Source organism: Pectobacterium fontis (assembly GCF_000803215.1).
GTDB classification, from domain to species: Bacteria; Pseudomonadota; Gammaproteobacteria; order Enterobacterales; family Enterobacteriaceae; genus Pectobacterium; species Pectobacterium fontis.
The window spans coordinates 28,406-47,582 of sequence record NZ_JSXC01000016.1; the positions used below are offsets into that span (position 1 = coordinate 28,406).

At 54.3% G+C, this 19,177-nt stretch carries 17 protein-coding genes; 8 read left to right on the forward strand and 9 right to left on the reverse strand.

The genetic code is table 11. The annotated features are described in order from the left end of the window. Position 1: 1 nt before the first annotated feature. On the reverse strand, positions 2–1,327 hold the full coding sequence (locus OI69_RS05595; protein ID WP_052198313.1) for a M20 family metallo-hydrolase: 1,326 nt from the start codon (positions 1,325–1,327) through the stop codon (positions 2–4). Positions 1,328–1,504: 177 nt separating this feature from the next. Here OI69_RS05595 and OI69_RS05600 point away from each other — a divergent pair, with 177 nt between their 5' ends. Continuing rightward, the gene (locus OI69_RS05600) at positions 1,505–2,401 is read left to right on the forward strand and encodes a LysR family transcriptional regulator (protein WP_039347120.1); all 897 of its coding nucleotides are present in this window, start codon (positions 1,505–1,507) and stop codon (positions 2,399–2,401) included. Between the two features lie 189 nt (positions 2,402–2,590). Here OI69_RS05600 and OI69_RS05605 read toward each other — a convergent pair whose 3' ends face one another. The 5 genes from OI69_RS05605 to OI69_RS05625 form a co-directional block, all read right to left on the reverse strand. After that, the gene (locus tag OI69_RS05605; protein WP_052198314.1) at positions 2,591–3,106 is read right to left on the reverse strand and encodes a GNAT family N-acetyltransferase; all 516 of its coding nucleotides are present in this window, start codon (positions 3,104–3,106) and stop codon (positions 2,591–2,593) included. A 2-nt stretch (positions 3,107–3,108) separates the two neighbouring features. After that, positions 3,109–3,876 carry an FCD domain-containing protein gene (locus OI69_RS05610; protein ID WP_039347122.1) on the reverse strand — a complete coding sequence of 256 codons (768 nt, stop codon included), beginning with the start codon at positions 3,874–3,876 and terminating at the stop codon, positions 3,109–3,111. An 89-nt stretch (positions 3,877–3,965) separates the two neighbouring features. After that, positions 3,966–4,283, reverse strand: a complete 318-nt coding sequence (locus tag OI69_RS05615; RefSeq protein ID WP_039347124.1) for a PTS sugar transporter subunit IIB — start codon at positions 4,281–4,283, stop codon at positions 3,966–3,968. Between the two features lie 29 nt (positions 4,284–4,312). After that, positions 4,313–5,749 carry a glycoside hydrolase family 1 protein gene (locus tag OI69_RS05620; RefSeq protein ID WP_039347125.1) on the reverse strand — a complete coding sequence of 479 codons (1,437 nt, stop codon included), beginning with the start codon at positions 5,747–5,749 and terminating at the stop codon, positions 4,313–4,315. Positions 5,750–5,773: 24 nt separating this feature from the next. Beyond that, positions 5,774–7,111, reverse strand: a complete 1,338-nt coding sequence (locus OI69_RS05625; protein ID WP_039347127.1) for a PTS sugar transporter subunit IIC — start codon at positions 7,109–7,111, stop codon at positions 5,774–5,776. A gap of 218 nt (positions 7,112–7,329) precedes the next feature. On the opposite strand from OI69_RS05625, the gene OI69_RS05630 reads away from it, so the two are divergent. Then, on the forward strand, positions 7,330–7,674 hold the full coding sequence (locus tag OI69_RS05630; RefSeq protein WP_039347129.1) for a PTS lactose/cellobiose transporter subunit IIA: 345 nt from the start codon (positions 7,330–7,332) through the stop codon (positions 7,672–7,674). 256 nt (positions 7,675–7,930) lie between these two features. Further along, positions 7,931–8,944, forward strand: coding sequence for a LacI family DNA-binding transcriptional regulator (locus OI69_RS05635; protein ID WP_039347132.1), 1,014 nt, complete (start codon positions 7,931–7,933; stop codon positions 8,942–8,944). An 89-nt stretch (positions 8,945–9,033) separates the two neighbouring features. On the opposite strand, the gene lysA is transcribed toward OI69_RS05635, so the two are convergent. After that, positions 9,034–10,296: a diaminopimelate decarboxylase gene (gene lysA / locus OI69_RS05640; RefSeq protein WP_039347134.1), complete on the reverse strand. Its 1,263-nt coding sequence runs from the start codon at positions 10,294–10,296 to the stop codon at positions 9,034–9,036. A 122-nt stretch (positions 10,297–10,418) separates the two neighbouring features. Here lysA and OI69_RS05645 point away from each other — a divergent pair, with 122 nt between their 5' ends. Then, a complete protein-coding gene (locus tag OI69_RS05645) occupies positions 10,419–11,339 on the forward strand; it encodes a LysR family transcriptional regulator (RefSeq protein ID WP_039347136.1) in 921 nt (306 codons plus the stop codon). Between the two features lie 7 nt (positions 11,340–11,346). Here the strand turns inward: OI69_RS05645 and OI69_RS05650 are convergent, their stop codons facing one another. Then, on the reverse strand, positions 11,347–12,267 hold the full coding sequence (locus OI69_RS05650; protein ID WP_039347138.1) for a LysR family transcriptional regulator: 921 nt from the start codon (positions 12,265–12,267) through the stop codon (positions 11,347–11,349). Positions 12,268–12,374: 107 nt separating this feature from the next. Between OI69_RS05650 and OI69_RS05655 the strand changes: the two genes are divergently transcribed. Both OI69_RS05655 and OI69_RS05660 read left to right on the forward strand, forming a co-directional pair. Next, positions 12,375–13,256, forward strand: a complete 882-nt coding sequence (locus OI69_RS05655) for an MBL fold metallo-hydrolase (protein ID WP_039347143.1) — start codon at positions 12,375–12,377, stop codon at positions 13,254–13,256. Further along, the gene (locus tag OI69_RS05660; RefSeq protein WP_039347146.1) at positions 13,244–13,900 is read left to right on the forward strand and encodes a DsbA family protein; all 657 of its coding nucleotides are present in this window, start codon (positions 13,244–13,246) and stop codon (positions 13,898–13,900) included. Before OI69_RS05655 ends, OI69_RS05660 begins: the two co-directional genes overlap by 13 nt. A gap of 161 nt (positions 13,901–14,061) precedes the next feature. Here OI69_RS05660 and OI69_RS05665 read toward each other — a convergent pair whose 3' ends face one another. Next, entirely contained in the window at positions 14,062–14,487 is a 426-nt protein-coding gene (locus OI69_RS05665) for a hypothetical protein (RefSeq protein ID WP_039347149.1), read from the reverse strand. 374 nt (positions 14,488–14,861) lie between these two features. On the opposite strand from OI69_RS05665, the gene nifJ reads away from it, so the two are divergent. Next, positions 14,862–18,395 (forward strand): pyruvate:ferredoxin (flavodoxin) oxidoreductase, encoded by a 3,534-nt coding sequence (gene nifJ, locus OI69_RS05670; RefSeq protein WP_039347152.1) that lies wholly within the window; start codon positions 14,862–14,864, stop codon positions 18,393–18,395. Positions 18,396–18,639: 244 nt separating this feature from the next. Then, entirely contained in the window at positions 18,640–19,176 is a 537-nt protein-coding gene (gene cybB, locus OI69_RS05675) for a cytochrome b561 (protein WP_039347155.1), read from the forward strand. The last annotated feature ends 1 nt before the right edge of the window (position 19,177 follow it).

Here is a 19,177-nt window from a genome sequence, read left to right on the forward strand (position 1 = left end):
TTCAGCCTCCAAAGTCGTTAATGTTGAGGGCCAGCAGCGCCAGGGTCGTGACAGCCACCGTCATCACGCTCTCATCAAAATCAAATTTTTCGTTGTGATGCCCGGCGCTGAGATCCGTACCAAACACCGCGTAAGAGGCCAGACCGCCATGCGCTTTTACTCGCTCCATCAGGTAAGTGGCATCTTCCGATCCTGCGGCGTCGGTCTGACTATCGATGATGTGCGTCAACGCTGGCACCTGTTCAGCCTGCTGATGGATGAACGCCACCCATGCCGGGCTGGGTTTGCTGCTTTGCGCGGCCCCCATCAGAGCAACATCCACCTCAACGCCATGCATCTGGGCAGCGCCTTCAATCACTTTTAGCGCCTGTTGGTAAACGAAGTCGTTAACCTCATTGGTTGAGCCACGCGTTTCCACTTTCATCGTGGCGCGAGACGGCACCACGTTACGTCCGGTCCCCGCCTGAAGCACACCGACATTAATACGCGAACTGCCTGCACTGTGGCGCGGAATAGCGTGTAACCCAAGCGTCGCCTGCGCGGCCGCCAACAGCGCATTGCGCCCTTCTTCCGGCCGCCCGCCCGCATGTGAAGCAATGCCACGGTAGGTCACGTCCAGTTTGGTGGTCGCCATAAACGTATCGTTGCCGCACACCATATGACCACGAGGCACGCCGGTGCCAATATGAATCGCGGTAAAATAGTCAACATCATCAACCACGCCAGCATCTGCCATCGATTTCCCCCCGCGCGTGCCCTCTTCAGCGGGTTGAAACACAATCTTGATGGTGCCGCACAGTTGCTCACGCATCGCCATCAATACCTGAGCCAGCCCCAGGCCAATGGTGGTATGGCCGTCATGCCCACAGGCATGCATCATGCCAGCGTTGCACGAGGCGAAGCCTTCACGGAAAGGACGATGGTCATCCGTCAGTTGTTCGTTAAGATCCAACGCATCCATATCCACGCGATAGCCGATAACCGGCCCGGGACGACCTGTGTCCAGCGTGGCAACCAGGCCGGTAAAACCACCGGAGAAATGAGGCAACCACTGCGGCAACGCGCCTTGTTCCAGCGCGCGCTGTTCTTGTTCGCGCAATATGTTTTCCGGCGGCAATCCCATACGCGACTCGGCACGGATTGCATCACGCCCCAGCGTCAGGTGGTATCCCAGATGGTGCAACATTTCTGCAACCAGCGTGGACGTGCGAAACTCCAGCCAGCCGGATTCCGCATATTTATGCAAATCACGACGTAAGGCGCGCCACTGCGGCGCAAGCGTTTCTACATGATGTTCCAGGCTGGAATAGCGTTTTTCTGATGACATTGGCTGACCTCTGCGACTGAATTGAACATTGTGATGCGATAGTCATTGCTGAAAATGCGCATCAACAATGACTAAAAAATCATAATAAAAAATGTACACAACCCCATTGCGGTGAATAAGATGGCAAGATGTTTGCCGTGATAAACAGTAGTTATCACCAAAAAGTGGAGAACAGGCATGGCGCTGAATGTGAAATTGCATCAATTACAGTCATTTGTAGAGGTGGCGCGCCATGGGAGCATTCGCGCTGCCGCGCGTCAGTTAGCGCGGTCACAGCCTGCGCTGACCAAAGCGATTCAGGAATTAGAAAACAATCTGGGTGCGCGGTTGTTTCTGCGCCATCGGCAAGGCGTGGTATTGACGGATTGCGGCGAAGCCTATTTTCGTCATGCCAATTTGATCATGGAAGAGTTACGCGTGGCAGGAGAAGACATCCAGCAGCGGCTCGGACAAGCCTCAGGCCGTGTCAACATTGGCATTGGTGCCAGCGTTGCCCATACGGTTATGCCCGAGATCATCAAGCGCTTCCATCGCCTCTACCCTCAGGTCAAACTGCGTATCACTGAAGGCCAATTGGTTTCCATGATCAATGAGTTGCGCCAGGGAGAGCTGGATTTCACCATCAATACCTATTCTGGCTCATCCTATGATAACGAGCTGTTATATGAAAAACTGATGGAAAAAGAGTATTGCGTGGTAGTACGACGCGATCACCCGTTGGTGCGCGCCAATAGTCTGGAAGATCTGATGGAGTATGAATGGACGATGCCCACGCCACGCGGCAGTTATTACACCCAGTTGTATGAGCTGTTTGCCACCTTGCCCAAACAGCCGCGCGTCAGCGTCACCTGCGAGACACTGCTTTCGAACATCAGCCTGGTGACCCAGACTGATTTTATCAGCATTCTGTCACGCGATATTACGCGTGACCCTATTCTGGGTGAGCGGCTACGCGTGCTGGAGTTAGACCAATCGCTTCCCAAAGCAACGTTCTATTTGATACAGCGCAAAGATACCATGCTCTCCCCGATGGGGGCGCAACTGGCAAAGCTGTTTCGTCGCCACTGTCAGTAATAGTGCATGCAATGGTCGCTGGGCGTTGCTGGAGAGCACTATCACTTTCTTGTACCAAGAAAAGGATTTTTTTCTAGAGATAAATAGAGCCCATTGCGATCGATTCAGTTCTACACATTGTAATTCACAGATTTTGTAGATAAGCCTATTTATGAATTCGCCGTGTTTACGAGATGGTGGCGCAGCAACTTACAGTGCGGAGGCTATTCGTGAAGATGCAGACGGCACATCGCGCTGAGTTACGCTGTAGTGATACAGCCGAACCGCTTTATCCGGGTAGTCCAGCCCATCGCCAATGTAACGCCAGCCGTGCTTTTCGTAGTAACCGCTAAACGTAGCGTACAGGTAGAGATCGTCAAAACCTGCGCGGCGGCAGAAATCCACTACGTGTTGTTGCAGCGCAATACCCAGCCCTTTGTCGCGCTGGCTCTCTTCCACATACAGCGATGCCAGCCAGGGGGTCAGATCCTGCCGGCTGATTAAATCACAGCGCCAAAGCCCCACCGTCCCGACTAAACGCTCACCATCCAGCGCGATAAACGTCAGCGGCAGCGCCGCCGGGTTCAGGCTATTACGCACCACGCTGGCAAAGTATTCACGGCTGTTCTGGCTGCCGAACGCCTGCCATATCCAGTCGATCACCTGTTCCTGATGCTGGGGATGTTCCGCCAGATAAACAATGCTTACCGTAGAAAGACCCGCCATGGTTACACCAGTTTCCCCTGAAAGATCGGCACAGAATCAAATAAATAACCGTCAAACTCCGGCGCATCGGCGTCAGAGATTTCCATCAGCGTATTTTTGACATTTTCGAGGTGCTGCCACATCGCCTGATAAGACCCAGACACATCGCGACGCCGTAGCGCTGCCAGAATAGCCTGATGATCCGCCAGCCATTTCAGACGATAGCCTTGCGTCCCAACGTGGGTGTAAAGCTGCTGCCAGAGCGCGTTATCGTCGCGGCACGCCCAGATATTGCTGACCGTTTCCAGCAGCATCTGGTTTTGCGTCGCGCCTGCGATTTGCAGGTGGAACAACCGATCGAAATCACCACGATAGTCTTTTCCGGCAATGGCAGCCTGCTCTTGCTCTAGCGTCTTACGCAGGTTTTCGATATCCGCCCGCGTTGCCATGCGGGCGGCAAACGCGGCAATATTGCTTTCCAGCAGTTGACGAGCCTGTAGCATTTCAAACGCGCCGATATGGTTTTTTGCGCTGTTTGCCGTATCGTCTTCATCGGGAATGCGCAGGACATAAACCCCGGATCCCTGACGGATATCGACGGTGCCTTCCAGTTCAAGCATCAGTAGCGCTTCGCGCACTATCGTGCGGCTAACGCCATAGGTTTCCGCAATATTTCGTTCAGGAGGAAGGCGCGATCCGACGGGGTAATCCCCTGACTGAATCTTCTGGCGCAAATCACAGCCAATTTCCTGATATTGCTTCTTCTCTTGCAGAACCACATCCTTCGCCACGCTTTCACCCTACATGCACTGTCGACCTGAGTGCGGGATCAGACCCGCACTACATATTTCCTGCCGCGTACTGACGTCACGGTGGGGCATTAGTCTACCAAACTCAGCGCCTGATCCAGTACTTTTGCGCCATTTAATGTGCCGTAGGCGACGGGATCGATGACTGCGATAGGGATCTGATAGCTGTCGGTCAGCTTTTTATTTTCGTTAAGCTTGAAGCGCACCTGCGGCCCCAGCAGCACTGCCATAATCTCGCCGCTAAATTCCTGCAATTCATCCCGCAGATTTTGCTCGGGGATCGCGTAGATCTTCAGTGCCATCCCTCGTGATTCCGCCTCTTTCTCCATCTTGGTGACCACCAGTGAGGTCGACATTCCTGCTGAGCAGGCCAGTACGATTCTTTTCATGTTGCGTTCCTCATTTTGATTATCTGCGCCTATTTCTCTTCATCATCCAGCGTCAGTTCAAGCCGACGCGAGTCGCGTAGCTGACGAAACCAGGCGGCGGATTTTTTTGGTCGCCGCTGCCGATCCTGTTCCAGATCGATTTCGATCAATCCGTAGCGGTTTTTAAACGCGTTCATTGGCGAGACGTTGTCGGTGAACGCCCACAGCATGTAGCCACGGCAGTTTGCGCCCTCTTCTTTCGCCTTCAGCGCCCAGTAAAGGTGTTCGGCAATAAATGCGATGCGATAATCGTCCTGAATCACGCCGGTGTCGTCTTTAAAGCGCGCTTCGTTTTCAATACCCATGCCGTTTTCCGCCACAAACCACGGTACGTTGCCGTAGTCACGCTCCATACGTTTCGCCATGTCGTAAATGATTTTGGGGTTGATTTCCCAGCCGCGTGAGGTGTTCATGCGACGCCCCGGTAGCTCAAAATGCTCGTAGTAATACGCCGGATGGAACGGCGTCTCCTTGTTCCACTCACGGCTCGGCGCTTTGACCCGGTGCGGGTAATACAGGTTAATCCCCACCTCATCGACCGTATTCTCCCGAATGATCGCCAGCTCGTCTTCCGTGTAATCCCACTTCACCTGATGCTGCGCCAGAAGCGCCACCAGCTCCGCCGGGTATTCACCTTTCAACGCCGGATCGAGAAACACCCGGTTATAGAACAGATCGTACCGGTGTGCCGCTTTCACATCGTGTTCGGCACGGGATCGCGGATACGTCACTTCAGGATTGAGGATCACGCCGATCGAGCCGCCGTCGTGGTGATAGCCCCGTTGCCGAAAGCGTTGCACCACTTTTGCCGTCGCCAGATTTTTATGGTGATTCCACTGCATCCAGGTGTGCGTATTCTGTTCATAAGGGTAGCGTAAGGCGTCAAGATAAACGCGCGTCTGCACCACAATCGGCTCATTGAAGGTAAACCAGCGCTTCACTTTTCCGGCATAGCGGGCGAACACCGCATCGGCGTACAGCACAAACCACTCCACCACCTGCTTGGATGACCAGCCCTGATACTTCTCCAGTAGGTAAGCAGGCAGTTCGTAATGTTCGAGGCAGATCATCGGTTCGATCCCCTGTGCGTGCAGCTCATCCAGCAGGTTATCGATATAGGTCGCATACTCCTCATCAACGATGCCTTTCTCATAGTCCAGCATAAAGCGTGACCAGTTGATCGAGGTACGGTAGTGCGTTAGCCCCGCCAGCTTCATCAGCGCGACATCTTCCCGATAGCGGTTAAAGAAATCGGTCGCTTTCGCCGGGCCGTAGCCGTTATGCCAAACCTGACGATCCTGCTTGTACCAGAGATCGAGATAGGAATCCTGCCCCGCTTTTTTGCCGCTCCACCCTTCGGTTTGCCATGCCGATGCGGCCGCGCCCAGAATAAAATCAGATGGAATAGTCAGTGCAACTTTACTCATGCTTTACCCCTTTTCTCGCCCGTTTCAGGCTTTTTCCACCGCGGCCTGTTTTTCCGCTTCCAACTGCGCCAGCTCGGCACGGCGAGAAGCCACTTTGACAAACGGCAGATAGATCAGCGTCGCCACCATGATGCATACGATCTGCGTGGCGACGGCTCCCATGGAGCCGGCCGTTGACAGCCAGGCATTGATAATCGGTGGCGTCGTCCACGGCACCATCACCACCGCTTTACCGGCAAACCCCATACTGGTGGCGAAATAACCAATCGTCCCCGTTACTAACGGGGTGATAATGAAGGGAATGGCCAGAATCGGATTGAGCATAATCGGCATACCAAAAATCACCGGCTCATTAATATTGAACACGCAGGGGCCGAAGGAGATTTTCGCGATCTCTTTCATCTCTTTACGCTTGGAGGCAATCATCACCGCCAGCAGCAGGCCAATCGTCAGGCCAGAACCGCCGATGCTCATGTACACATCCCAGAACGGCATGGTGATAATGTTCGGGATCTCCTGCCCTTGTTCAAAGGCGGTCATGTTGACGGCAATCGCTCCTAGCAGCAGCGGTTCGCGAATCGGTTTAATCATCTGGTTGCCGTGAATCCCGATCACCCAGAACAGTTGGGCGACGAACATCAGTACCAGTAAGCCCGGCAGGCTTTGCACCACCGATTCCAGCGGCTGCTGCACCACTTTATAAACGGCGTCATACAGATACATGCCCGTCACGCGGTGAAACACAAACCCAAAGGTGGCAATCGCGACAACCGTGATGATGGAAGGAAACAGCGCAGAGAAAGAAGCTGCGACATTAGGCGGCACGCTGTCTGGCATTTTAATCCGCAGCCGATCAACCCGTTCCAGCTTGGTATACATTTCTACTGACAGGATGGCGATAAACATCCCTAAAAACAGGCTCTTGGTATCGGAGAACTGTTTCGCCAGCACGTCTTTCACCACCATCATCTGTCCGTTGACAGCCATTTCGATGGTGGTTGGTGTCACGGCAATAAAGCAAATCACCGCCAGCAGGCCGGGAAACAGCCCGCGTGAACCGTTAATTTTCCCCAGTTCAATACCAATCAGGAAGACGGCACCGATAGTCAGAAAGCTGAGCGTGGCGTAGTTAATGCCGCTCATGATCGGTTTGAGTTCCGCCAGAAATGCGAAGAAGGAAAAACTGGCCAGACCGTTTTTTGGATCCAGCACCATGTTAGAAATCAGAACAGAAAACGCCCCGACGATAATGACGGGCATCAGCGTAATAAACGATGCCTTAATCGCCATGATGTAACGCAGACTATTAAATTTATTGGCAAAGGAGCCCAATGAATCAATCAGTTGGTCCTTATATGACATAACACCACCTCTTTCATCATCATATTGTTATATCGCGTGTGACGCGCAGGGTAAATGCAGGTACGCGCTTCCGCGTTTGGCATACCAAAAATCAACCATAATGAATTATTTTTCTGTGACAGCATTCTCACAAGGCAACATTGGAATTCCAATATGATGAAAATGTGATTTTTGGCATACCATAAATTTCAGCCGCTCAGATGACGAAGGAAATGACGATGACAGACACCGTGAACGCCTCTGAATTCGATATGGAACAGACCGTAATGGAACTGCTGATCAATGCAGGTGAAGCCCGATCAAACGCCATGATGGCGATTCAGGCCGCACGTCAACGGGAATGGCAGCAGGCTGACGACCTGCTCGCTGCCTCACAGGACGCGGCGAAGGCGGCTCACCGCGTTCAAACACAACTGATCGGTTTGGATGAAGGAACAGGAAAGGTGCCCGTCAATCTGATCATGGTGCATGCGCAGGATCATCTGATGACCGCCATGCTATGCCGGGACTTGGCGGAGGAGATAGTCTTACTCAGGAGAGAAATGGCTACATCACAAAACTGACAAAAAACCCGTTGGGAAACGCGCATCGGGCGTTAAACCCAACAATATGCCTGTGGTAACATATTATATACTCTAAATAATTCGAGTTTCAGGAAGGCGGCAAGGGAAGGAATCCCGATGAGCTTACTTAAGTCAGTGATTCGGGTGAGTGAACGCAGCCAACGCACATACAACTTGAAGTATGGCGAGTATAGGGTGTTCGTAACAGGGATGGATAGGCGTTTAGCCTGCCATCATCCTCAAATAAGGTGCAGCCATGAAAACGATGCTTGAAGTGGCGAAACGTGCAGGAGTGTCTAAAGCGACCGTGTCCAGAGTGCTCAACGGCACTGGTCAGGTCAAGCAGGCTACGCGCGATGCAGTATTCAGGGCAATGGATGAATTAGGCTATCGCCCCAACTTTCTGGCACGTTCGCTGGCTCGCCGGACCTCAAACAGCATTGGTCTGGTTATCTCCAATTTCGACGGCCCTTATTTTGGCCGCCTGCTGCGCCGTGCTACGGATATCGCGGAAAGCCACGGTAAACACCTTATTGTGACCGACGGGCACGATACACCGGAAGACGAGCAGCGCGCCGTGCAGCTTCTGGCAGACAGGCAGTGCGACGCGATTATCCTCTATACCCGCTATATGTCCGAAGCGGAGCTCATGTCGTTGCTCAACACGCTGACCATTCCGATGATCGTGATGAATCGCGATCTGCCACAGGCACGGGAGCGCTGCATTTTCTTCCGCCAGCAGCAAGCCGCGTTTGAGGTGGTAAATTACCTCATCGAACAGGGTCATCGTGAAATCGCCTTTATCACCGCGCCGATACAAACGCCAACCGCACAGGCACGACTGGCGGGTTATCAGCAGGCCTTAACCGCCCATCAGATCGCATTTGATCCACAAAGGGTGGCTTACGGAAACAGTCTGGTTAGCAGTGGTTATAATGCTGCACGCGAGTTGCTGAATACGGGTGTGCGCTTTAGCGCCCTGTTTGTCAGTAACGATGAGATGGCGATTGGGGCGATGAAAGTGCTGTATGAAGCAGAGAAAAGATTACCGCAGGATGTCTCTATATTCGGCTTTGACGATGAGCCCTCTGCGACCTACCTGCACCCTTCCCTCTCCACCGTTTACATGCCGATTGAAGAGATGGCCGCCACGGCGATTACGCAAGTGCTGGATCTGATCGCAGGTAAAGACGTCAAGCCGCTGGAACCCTTCGTCGGCGAGCTGAAACTACGCGAATCGGTGCAGAAAGGACCGTACTACCCGTCGTAAACCCGCAGACGCGCCTTTTTTCCGCACAGAGATAAACCTCGCGTGGCTTACCCGCGTGAGGTTTATCTCATATCGTCACATACCACCGATTACAGCGCTTCCAGCGCCAGCAGTTCTTCCAGCGTCTGGCGGCGGCGAATCAGGCGCGACTCACCGTTTTCAAACAGCACTTCCGGCAGCAGTGGACGACTATTGTAGTTTGAGGACATAGATGCGCCGTATGCGCCGGTATCATGGAAGACCAGATAGTCGCCCACCTGCGCCTCCGGCAGCGGGAAGGTTTCCACGCCGCCGCCCGCCTGCTGGGTAAATACATCGCCGGATTCACACAGCGGCCCGGCAATCACGCTGTCGCGCAAGGTGGACGGGCGGATATCGCGGCCATCGCCCGACAACAGAGAAACGTGGTGATAGCTGCCGTACATCGCCGGACGCATCAGGTCGTTAAACCCGGCATCGACCAGCACAAAGTGGCGGCTTCCCATGGATTTTATCGCCCGGACTTCCGCCACCAGCACGCCAGATTCGGCGACCAGAAAACGTCCAGGTTCGATTTCCAGCGTCACCGGATGGCCGAGGTGCGCGGCAATTTTCTCACGCGCTGCGTTCCACAACCCATAATAGTGTTCAGTATCAATCGCTTCTTCACCGTGACGATACGGAATAGACAGCCCGCCGCCTGCGGAAATCGCCTCAATATCCTGACCCAGCTCGACCACCTGTCGCACCATCGCCTCGCACACCTGTTCCAGATGGCCGTAATCGACGCCGGAACCGATGTGCATGTGAATCCCCACCAGCTTGAGTTGATAACGCTGAATGTGCGCCAGCGCCAGCGGCAAATCACCGTACCAGATGCCGTGTTTGCTGTTCTCGCCGCCGGTATTGGTTTTCTGACTATGACCATGACCAAAGCCCGGATTCACGCGCAGCCACACCGGATGCCCCGGCGACTGCTGCCCAAGTTGTTCCAGCATATCGACCGAACCGGCATTCACCGGAATGTTCAATTCGGAGACGCGTTGCAGCGTCGGGCGATCCAACAGATCGGCGGTAAACACAATCTCATGCGCATCCGTCCCCGGCACAAATCCGGCGATCAGCGCTCGCTCAATTTCCCCCAACGAGACTGAATCGACTTTCACCCCCTGCTTACGCATCAGGCGCAAAATATGCGTATTGGAGCACGCCTTCTGCGCGAAGCGGATCGTATCGAACTGACGCAATTGAGCAATGCGGTTAACGATGGTCTGCGCGTCATAGGCCCAAACCGGGCAACCAAAGCGGGCAGGCAGTTCACGCAGGCTTTGCGCATTCAGAGCATGTGTTACGTCATTCAGATCGTGGGGCATGATAATTACCGATTTACAGGGTTAAATGGGGTTGGGAAGCACTATAAAAAGGACCATTCTGGTAAACAAATATCGTTTTAAGCAGACTCTATTCATCTATGATATGGGTAGGAGGAAACCTAATGGCAATATCCTTACGACATATCGAGATTTTCCACGCGGTCATGACGACCGGTAACCTGACGGAAGCGGCGGCGCTGCTGAACACGTCGCAACCGACCGTCAGCCGCGAGCTGGCACGTTTTGAGAAACTGATTCAGATGACGCTGTTCGAGCGACTGCGCGGCAGGCTTTACCCCACCGCGCAGGGGCTACAGCTATTTGAGGAAGTGCAACGCTCTTATTATGGGTTGGATCGGATCATCAACGCCGCCAGCGACATTCGCCGTTTTGAGCAGGCGCAGCTTTCCATTGCCTGCCTGCCCGTGTTCTCACAGTCGCTGCTGCCCGATGCCTGTAAATCACTGCTGGCACGCTACCCGCAGCTTAACCTGCACATCATTCCGCAAGAGTCGCCGCTGCTGGAAGAGTGGCTGTCGGCTCAGCGCCACGATTTAGGCTTAACGGAAAACAGCCTCACGCCAGCCGGTACAGAGCGGCAAACGCTGATGTTACTTAATGAAGTGTGCGTGCTGCCTGCCGGGCATCCGCTGGCGCAAAAAGCAGTGCTCACGCCACAGGATTTTGCCAATCACCCCTTTATCAGCCTGTCGAGCGCCGACAGCTATCGCCAACTGCTGGACACGCTGTTTCAGGAACAGGGGGTATCGCGCCGGATGGTACTGGAAACTCACAGCGCCGCCTCCGTGTGTGCAATGGTACGGGCAGGCATCGGGCTGTCCATCGTCAACCCGCTTACCGCACTGGATTATGCCGCCTCCGGCGTGGTCGTGCGGCCTTTCAGCATCGATGTCCCCTTTACGGTCAGCCTGATTCGTCCACTGCACCGCCCTGCGTCGGCGCTGGTCGATACTGTCACTGAGCAACTCAGGCAGTATGCCGCGAGCATCCCTTCCCGTCTGGATCTTGTCTTACGGCGCTAGCGTGCCGTCACTGCATTGATGGCAGTGCCAGCGCCCGCCAGCGAGGATCGTGAGCAAACCACTCCACCAGAAAATCCAGCAGGGTACGCAGCGCGGTGGGCATCTGGCGCCGCGAAGTATAGATGCCATAAATCCCCATCGCCTGCGGGCGATATTCCGGCAACAGTGCCACCAACTGTCCACTGGCGAGGTAAGGTGTCACGGAATAGCGCGGTTGCAGCGCAATCCCTGCCCCTTCCAGTGCGCCAGCCAGCAGCACTAGTGATTCATTGCCGCTCAGGTTCCCGCTGACGGGTATCGTAAACGTTTCATCATCGCGGGAAAAATGCCACAGGCTTTTGCCAAAATAGGTATAGGTCAGGCAGTTATGAATCGAGAGATCGGTGAGCTGCCGTGGAATACCGTGCTCATTCAGGTAAGAAGGAGAGGCGCACAACACCGACTCACAGCTCGCCAGTGGACGGGCGATCAAATTGGGATCCAGTTCATTGGTGATGCGCAGCGCCAGATCGATACGTTCTTCAACCAGATTCACCGCACGGTTATTCATTTGCAGATCGATAGCGACCCGAGGATGGTGGCGCAGGAAAGCCGTTATCGCCATCCCGAGCGCCCCCTGCGCCAGCGATTGCGAACAGCTCAGGCGCAGCAGGCCGCTTAATGTGGCATCGTCGGTATCGACCTCGACGCACATGTCTGCCGTCAATACCAGCATCTCCCGACAGCGCGCCAGCGTTTTTTCCCCCGCATCCGTCAGGCTCAGTTTGCGGGTGGTACGGTGCAATAATCGCGCCCCCGCCCACGCTTCCATCTCCGCCAGATAGCGCGTTACCATTGCCCGGGACATATCCAGCGTCTCTGCCGCCGCAATCATGCTACCGCGGTCTATAATAGTCACAAACACTTCGGCTGCCGTAATACGATCCATAGATTAGTCCGTTTTATGCAACAAATAATTGCCAATTTTGCGGTTTTTCGTACGATTAATGCAACATAACATACACTCACTTTCTGTCATACTTGTGGAGTATCACCATGTCTAAATCTATCGCTTTTACCGTCTCTTTGCTCGCGGCCTCAATGAGCCTGGCTTCTGCTGCTAACGCTGCCGACTTAAAAATCGATGTATTTAATCCAGGTGAAGCCAGTGTATTCGCTGTGTCCTCCGAAATTATCAGCGGCGATAAAGAAGTTGCCCTGATCGATGCGCAGTTCCAGCGTAACGATGCCCAAACGCTGGTTGATCGCATCAAAGCAACCGGAAAAAAACTGACTACCGTCTACATCAGCCATTCCGATCCTGACTACTATTTTGGTCTGGACGTGATTAAAGCGGCATTCCCTGACGCAAAAATCATTGCAACCCAAGCCACTATCGACGCCATCAACGCCAGCAAAGACGGCAAAGTGGCGCACTGGGGCCCGGTACTGAAAGAAAACGCGCCGAAAGAGATCGTGGTTCCTCAACCGCTGGAAGGCGATAGCTTTACCGTTGACGGCAAAAAACTGGAAGTGAAAGGGCTGAAAGGGCCAACGCCAGATCGCACTTTTGTATGGATCCCTTCTCTGAAAGCCGTTGTCGGTGGTATTCCGGTGTCTGCTAACGTCCACGTCTGGCTTGCAGATACCCAAACGAAGGAATCTCGCGCCCACTGGCGTGAAACGCTGAAATCCATTGAAGCGCTGAAGCCGACCACTGTCGTGCCAGGTCACTTTATTGCGCCAACCGAGTACACCCTGAAAAACGTGGTGTTCACGCTGCAATATCTGGAGACCGTGGAAAAAGAACTGACAAAAGCGAAAGATTCTGCCGAGCTGATCGCGGCAATGAAGAAACACTACCCGACGCTGAAAGAAGAGTCGAGCCTTGAGCTGGGAGCCCAAGTCCTGAAAGGTGAAGCGAAGTGGCCACAGTAAGACTGCATTACATTTACGATCCCTTGTGCGGCTGGTGCTACGGCGCCGCCCCACTCGCGCTCGCCGCGCAGGAGATTGACGGGCTGGATCTGATCCTCCATGGCGGCGGTATGATGACCGGCAGCAATAGCCGTACCATCACCCCGGAGTGGCACGATTATGTGATCCCGCACGATCACCGTATTGCGCAAATGACCGGTCAACCCTTTGGGGAAAACTATTACGAAGGGTTGTTGCGCGACACCAGCGTCGTTCTGGATTCTGCGCCGCCGACGGCTGCCGTACTGGCTGCGGAAGCGATGGATGACAAAGGTATGGCGATGCTGTATCAAATTGAGCGGGCGCACTACGTTTTCGGGCTAAAAATCGCTGACCCTGCCGTCCTGCGCCAGTGTGCGGAAGAGATTGGTCTGGATGGCAATGCCTTCTGTACAGAATTTGCCTTTATCCAGGCAGAAGCGCTGTCAAAACACATCAGCGCCAGCCGGGAATTATTGGCGAAAGTGCGTGGACAAGGTTTCCCTACTTTTGCACTGGAAGATGCCAACGGGAATGTCCAGCAAATCCCTGCGGCCAATTACCTCGGTCAGGTCGATGCATGGCGTAAGATGCTGGTGCAAATGGTTGGCCACGCTACAGCATAATCGCCCACCTCACTCTTCATGAAGGAGCAAGCCAACGCGGCCTGCTCTTTTTTTTGAATGAGTGGGTTACCCCGCTAACATGTGCTCACTCGCCGAGCGCGGCGACAGGAAAGCGGAAGCCTGATTGTCTCACAATGGTAGATTATTACATCGCTCGGTAGTTAAACGCCGAGAGCCTCAGCAACCTGTTCGCTTTCCGCTGGGGAAAATTTTGCGTGGGTCAGTGCATCGAGTAGCGCAGCACGATCGATCGTCGGATAGAGTTCTGGGTTCTGCAACAACTGGCCGATGTCGTGAGCCGCCAATGGCGGATAGATGGCATGTAATGCAGCGGCTATGCCGCGAGCCGCATAGCCCAGTTTGCGTAAAATCACCGCAATTTGCCGGGGAGTGATCGCATCCTGATACACGGTATAAAGCACATCGGCAATCAATGTCGGCGTCAAAACAGAAATACGGGACACATCACCTGCTCGTCCACCCAATGCCTGAAGGATGTGTTCGACGGCCTGCTCTGGCGTTTTCCCCTGTGTCTGTTGTGCAGCGAGAACGGAAACCAATTTATTTTTTATTTCATCATTTTCCATCGTTCGGTTCCTTTATACATTCATTACAAATGTTATTTTAGTATAAGAACGCTACCTGTCATGGCAGTAATGAGCAAACAAAATCATGCATCAGTACCTTTGAATAGGTACAAAAAGACATCAACCCGCACTGAGGTGTATAATCATGCGCATATTTAGGAAACACTGGTTTCCTTTGATGATAACCGCAGCGTGAAAAGCGATGGATATAAACATATATTGATACAACTCCGCTGACATCGTTCCACCCTCTTTTTTCCTGAAATGCGATAATCCCTCAATAAAAATCGTCGTTTCGTTTATGCCAGGTCATTTTAACCGTCCGAAAAGACCTTATAGAATGAATGGCTTAGTGAGCAAAAAGGCTATAAGTCATGATCACCACCGATGCTAATAACGCCGTCGCCTCTGTGGCGTGGCGCACCAATGAAGTCATCGCCATTTACCCGATCACCCCCAGTTCCAGCATGGCTGAACACGCTGCGGCCTGGTCGAGCGACGGCGGGGTAAATATATGGGGAGACACCCCCCGCGTGGTTGAAATGCAATCGGAAGGCGGCGCGATCGCGACCGTCCACGGTGCATTACAAACCGGCACACTCGCCACCACGTTTACCTCATCGCAGGGTCTGCTGCTGATGATCCCCACGCTGTATAAGCTGGCCGGTGAACTGACGCCATTCGTCCTACACGTCGCGGCTCGCACGGTGGCAACGCATGCGCTGTCTATCTTCTGCGATCATTCTGACGTCATGGCCGTGCGCCAGACAGGCTGCGCCATGCTGTGTGCCAGCAATGTGCAGGAAGCGCAGGACTTCGCGCTGATTTCGCAAATCGCCAGCCTGAATAGCCGCTTGCCGTTTATTCATTTCTTTGACGGTTTCCGTACCTCACACGAAATCAATAAGATTGAACCGCTGGGCGATGACACGATCCGCCAGCTTCTACCGCAGACAGCCATTGACGCACACCGTGAGCGAGCGCTCACACCGGAGCGTCCGGTTATTCGTGGGACAGCCTCCAACCCGGATACTTTCTTCCAGGCGCGTGAGGCCACCAACCGTTGGTACGACGCGGCATATGAGCACGTTGAGCAGGCGATGAACGATTTCTCCGCCGTAACAGGACGCCAGTACCAGCCATTTGAATATTACGGCCACCCGGAAGCGACCAAAATTGTCGTGCTGATGGGGTCCGGCGTCGGCACCTGCGAAGAAGTCGTTGATACGCTGTTAACGCGCGGCGAGAAAGTCGGCGTGGTGAAAATCCGCCTCTATCGTCCGTTCTCCGCGAAACATCTGCTGGCGGTGATTCCACAAACGGCGAAGAGCATTGCAGTGCTGGATCGCACGAAAGAACCGGGTGCGCTGGCAGAACCGCTGTACCTCGATGTGATGACCACGCTGGCCGAGGCATTCTCCGCAGGTGAGCGTTCACTTATGCCACGCGTAATTGGCGGTCGTTACGGACTGTCTTCCAAAGAATTTACCCCACAGTGTGTGCAAGCCATCTTTAATGAGTTAGCACTTGCCAACCCACGACCGCGCTTCACCGTGGGGATTTACGATGACGTGACTCATTTGTCGCTACCGCTGCCAGAACCGCATTTTCCCAGCAGCGCGTCGCTCGAAGCGCTGTTCTACGGTCTGGGTAGCGATGGCACCGTTTCTGCGACCAAGAACGCGATCAAAATCGTCGGTGAAACCACGCCGCTGTTTGTACAGGGCTACTTTGTCTATGACTCGAAGAAAGCCGGTAGTCTGACCGTTTCCCACATGCGAGTCGGCCCACATCCGATCAACTCCGCTTATCTGATCGATCAGGCAGATTTCGTCGCCTGCCATCAGTGGCAGTTTATCGACAAGTACAGCATGGTCGAACGGCTGAAGCCCGGCGGTATTTTCCTGATCAACTCGCCGTATAGCAGCGACGAACTCTGGCACCATTTACCACAGGAAGTGCAGGCGGGCCTGAATCAACGTCATGCCCGCGTCTACTGCATCAACGCCGCCAAGATTGCCCGCGAATGCCATCTCGGCGCGCGCATCAATACCGTCATGCAGATGGCGTTCTTCCACCTGTCACAAATTCTGCCCGCCGATGTCGCGGTGGAAAAACTGCGTGCCGCTATCGCCAAGAGCTATGGCAGTAAAGGGCAAGAGTTGGTTGAACGTAACTGGCAGGCGCTGAGCGCCACGCTGGAAGTGTTGGCAGAAGTCCCGCGTGAAGCCGTCAATCCAGACAGCCCACAGCGCCCGCCAGTGGTGTCCGACGCGGCACCCGATTTCGTCAAGACCGTCACCGCCGCCATGCTGGCGGGATTAGGCGATACGCTGCCCGTTTCCGCTCTGCCGCCCGATGGCACCTGGCCGACGGGCACCACCAAGTGGGAAAAACGCAATATTGCGGAAGAAATTCCGCTGTGGCAACCGCAGCTCTGTACACAGTGTAACCACTGCGTCGCCGCCTGCCCGCACTCGGCCATCCGCGCCAAGGTCGTCCAGCCCGATGCCATGGAAAACGCCCCCGCTTCACTGCAATCGCTGGATGTGAAAGCCCGCGATATGCGCGGTCAGAAATACGTGTTGCAGGTCGCGCCAGAAGACTGCACCGGCTGTAACCTGTGCGTGGAAGTCTGCCCTGCTAAAGATCGTCAGAACCCAGAAATCAAAGCCATCAATATGGAATCCCGTCTGGACAATCTGACGGCGGAAAAAGAGAATTTCGATTTCTTCCTGCAACTGCCGGAAATCGACAAATCCACGCTGGAACGTATCGATATCCGTACTTCTCAGTTGATTTCACCGCTGTTCGAGTACTCTGGTGCCTGTTCCGGCTGTGGCGAAACCCCGTACATCAAACTGCTGACCCAGCTCTATGGCGATCGTTTGCTGGTAGCGAATGCGACAGGTTGTTCGTCTATTTACGGCGGTAACTTGCCAACGACACCGTGGACGACCGATGCCAATGGTCGCGGTCCGGCCTGGGCTAACTCGCTATTCGAAGATAACGCCGAGTTCGGTCTGGGCTTCCGCCTGAGCGTCGATCAACACCGTCAGCGTGCCGTGCGTTTGCTCAACAAGCTGGCTCCGCAGTTGCCAGTGGATCTGGTGAGCGCGTTGCAGGAAGAGTCCATCGCACCCGACCTTCGCCGTCAGCAGATTGCACAGCTACGTGGATTACTGGCAGCCATCCCTGATTCCGACGCCAGCGTGCTGGCCAGTGAAGCCGATCACTTTGTCGATAAATCCATCTGGCTCATCGGCGGGGACGGCTGGGCGTACGATATCGGCTACGGCGGGTTGGATCACGTCATGAGCCTGAGCGAAAACGTCAACGTACTGGTGCTGGATACCCAGTGTTATTCCAACACTGGCGGTCAGCAGTCCAAAGCGACACCGCTGGGTGCGGTGACGAAATTTGGCGAGAAAGGCAAACGCAAAGCGCGTAAAGATCTGGGCATCAACGTCATGATGTACGGCCACGTTTACGTCGCACAGATCTCGCTGGGGGCGCAATTGAACCAAACGGTGAAGGCGATTCAGGAAGCCGAGGCGTGGCCCGGCCCCTCACTGATTATCGCGTACAGCCCGTGTGAAGAGCACGGCTACGATCTGGCATTCAGCCACGATCAGATGCGCCAATTAACGGCAACCGGCTTCTGGCCGCTTTACCGCTTCGACCCGCGTCGCGCCGAGGAAGGTAAAGCCGCGCTGATGACGGATTCTCGTCCTCCATCAAGCAGCCTGAGCGAAACGCTGCTGAAAGAGCAACGTTTCCGCCGCCTGAATAGCATGATGCCGGAAGAAACCGCGCAGCTCTATGAAGAGGCAGAGCTAGATCTGCGCCGCCGCTTTGACTTCCTGACCATGATGGCCGGCAAGGCAGAGAAAAACCCGCAGGAATAATATCCCTTACCAAACCGGCTTCGGCCGGTTTTTTTATGGCGTGCCATCCCTGGTCTCCCCCCTTACAGGCCGTTGCCTCTTTCCTTTATCGCAACAACGTTGAATGCCAGAGAAGCCAACGCCGATACCCCAGATTGTCAGGCAGGGTAAAGAGGGGCTGACAAGCGGCGTGTTACCTTATACTTTATGGGATTATTCGCTGATTACGATGTTACCTCGATCTCAACGTTGCAGAGGACGGAACATGAAAGGAAAGTTCGCACCATCGCAGATTGCCCTGCACTGGCTGGTTTTTATTTTGCTCGTTGTTACCTATGCCACGATAGAACTACGCGGATTCGCTGAACGAGGTTCGCTGCTGCGTACCGTGATGATCGTGACGCATTTTAGCTGTGGCGTCGCCATACTGGCTCTTATGCTGGCTCGCCTGTTCTTACGCCATCGTCATGCCTCACCCGCGATTACGCCACCGCCATCCCGTTGGCAACATGCGCTGGGTTCACTCACTCACGCGGTCATTTACCTGCTGTTTATCGCGCTGCCAATACTGGGCGTGGGGTCACGTTACTACAATGGCCGAGACTGGATGCTGTTCGGTATCGGGATGCCAACCGCGGCGACGCCAAATTTCGACCTTGCCGAAACGCTGATTGGCTGGCACGAAACGCTGGCCCCGCTGGGCTACTGGCTGATTGCTTTGCATAGCGCAGCCGCCCTGTTCCACCACTATGTGATGAAAGACAACACGCTGCTGCGCATGATGCCAGCGAAACGTGATTAAT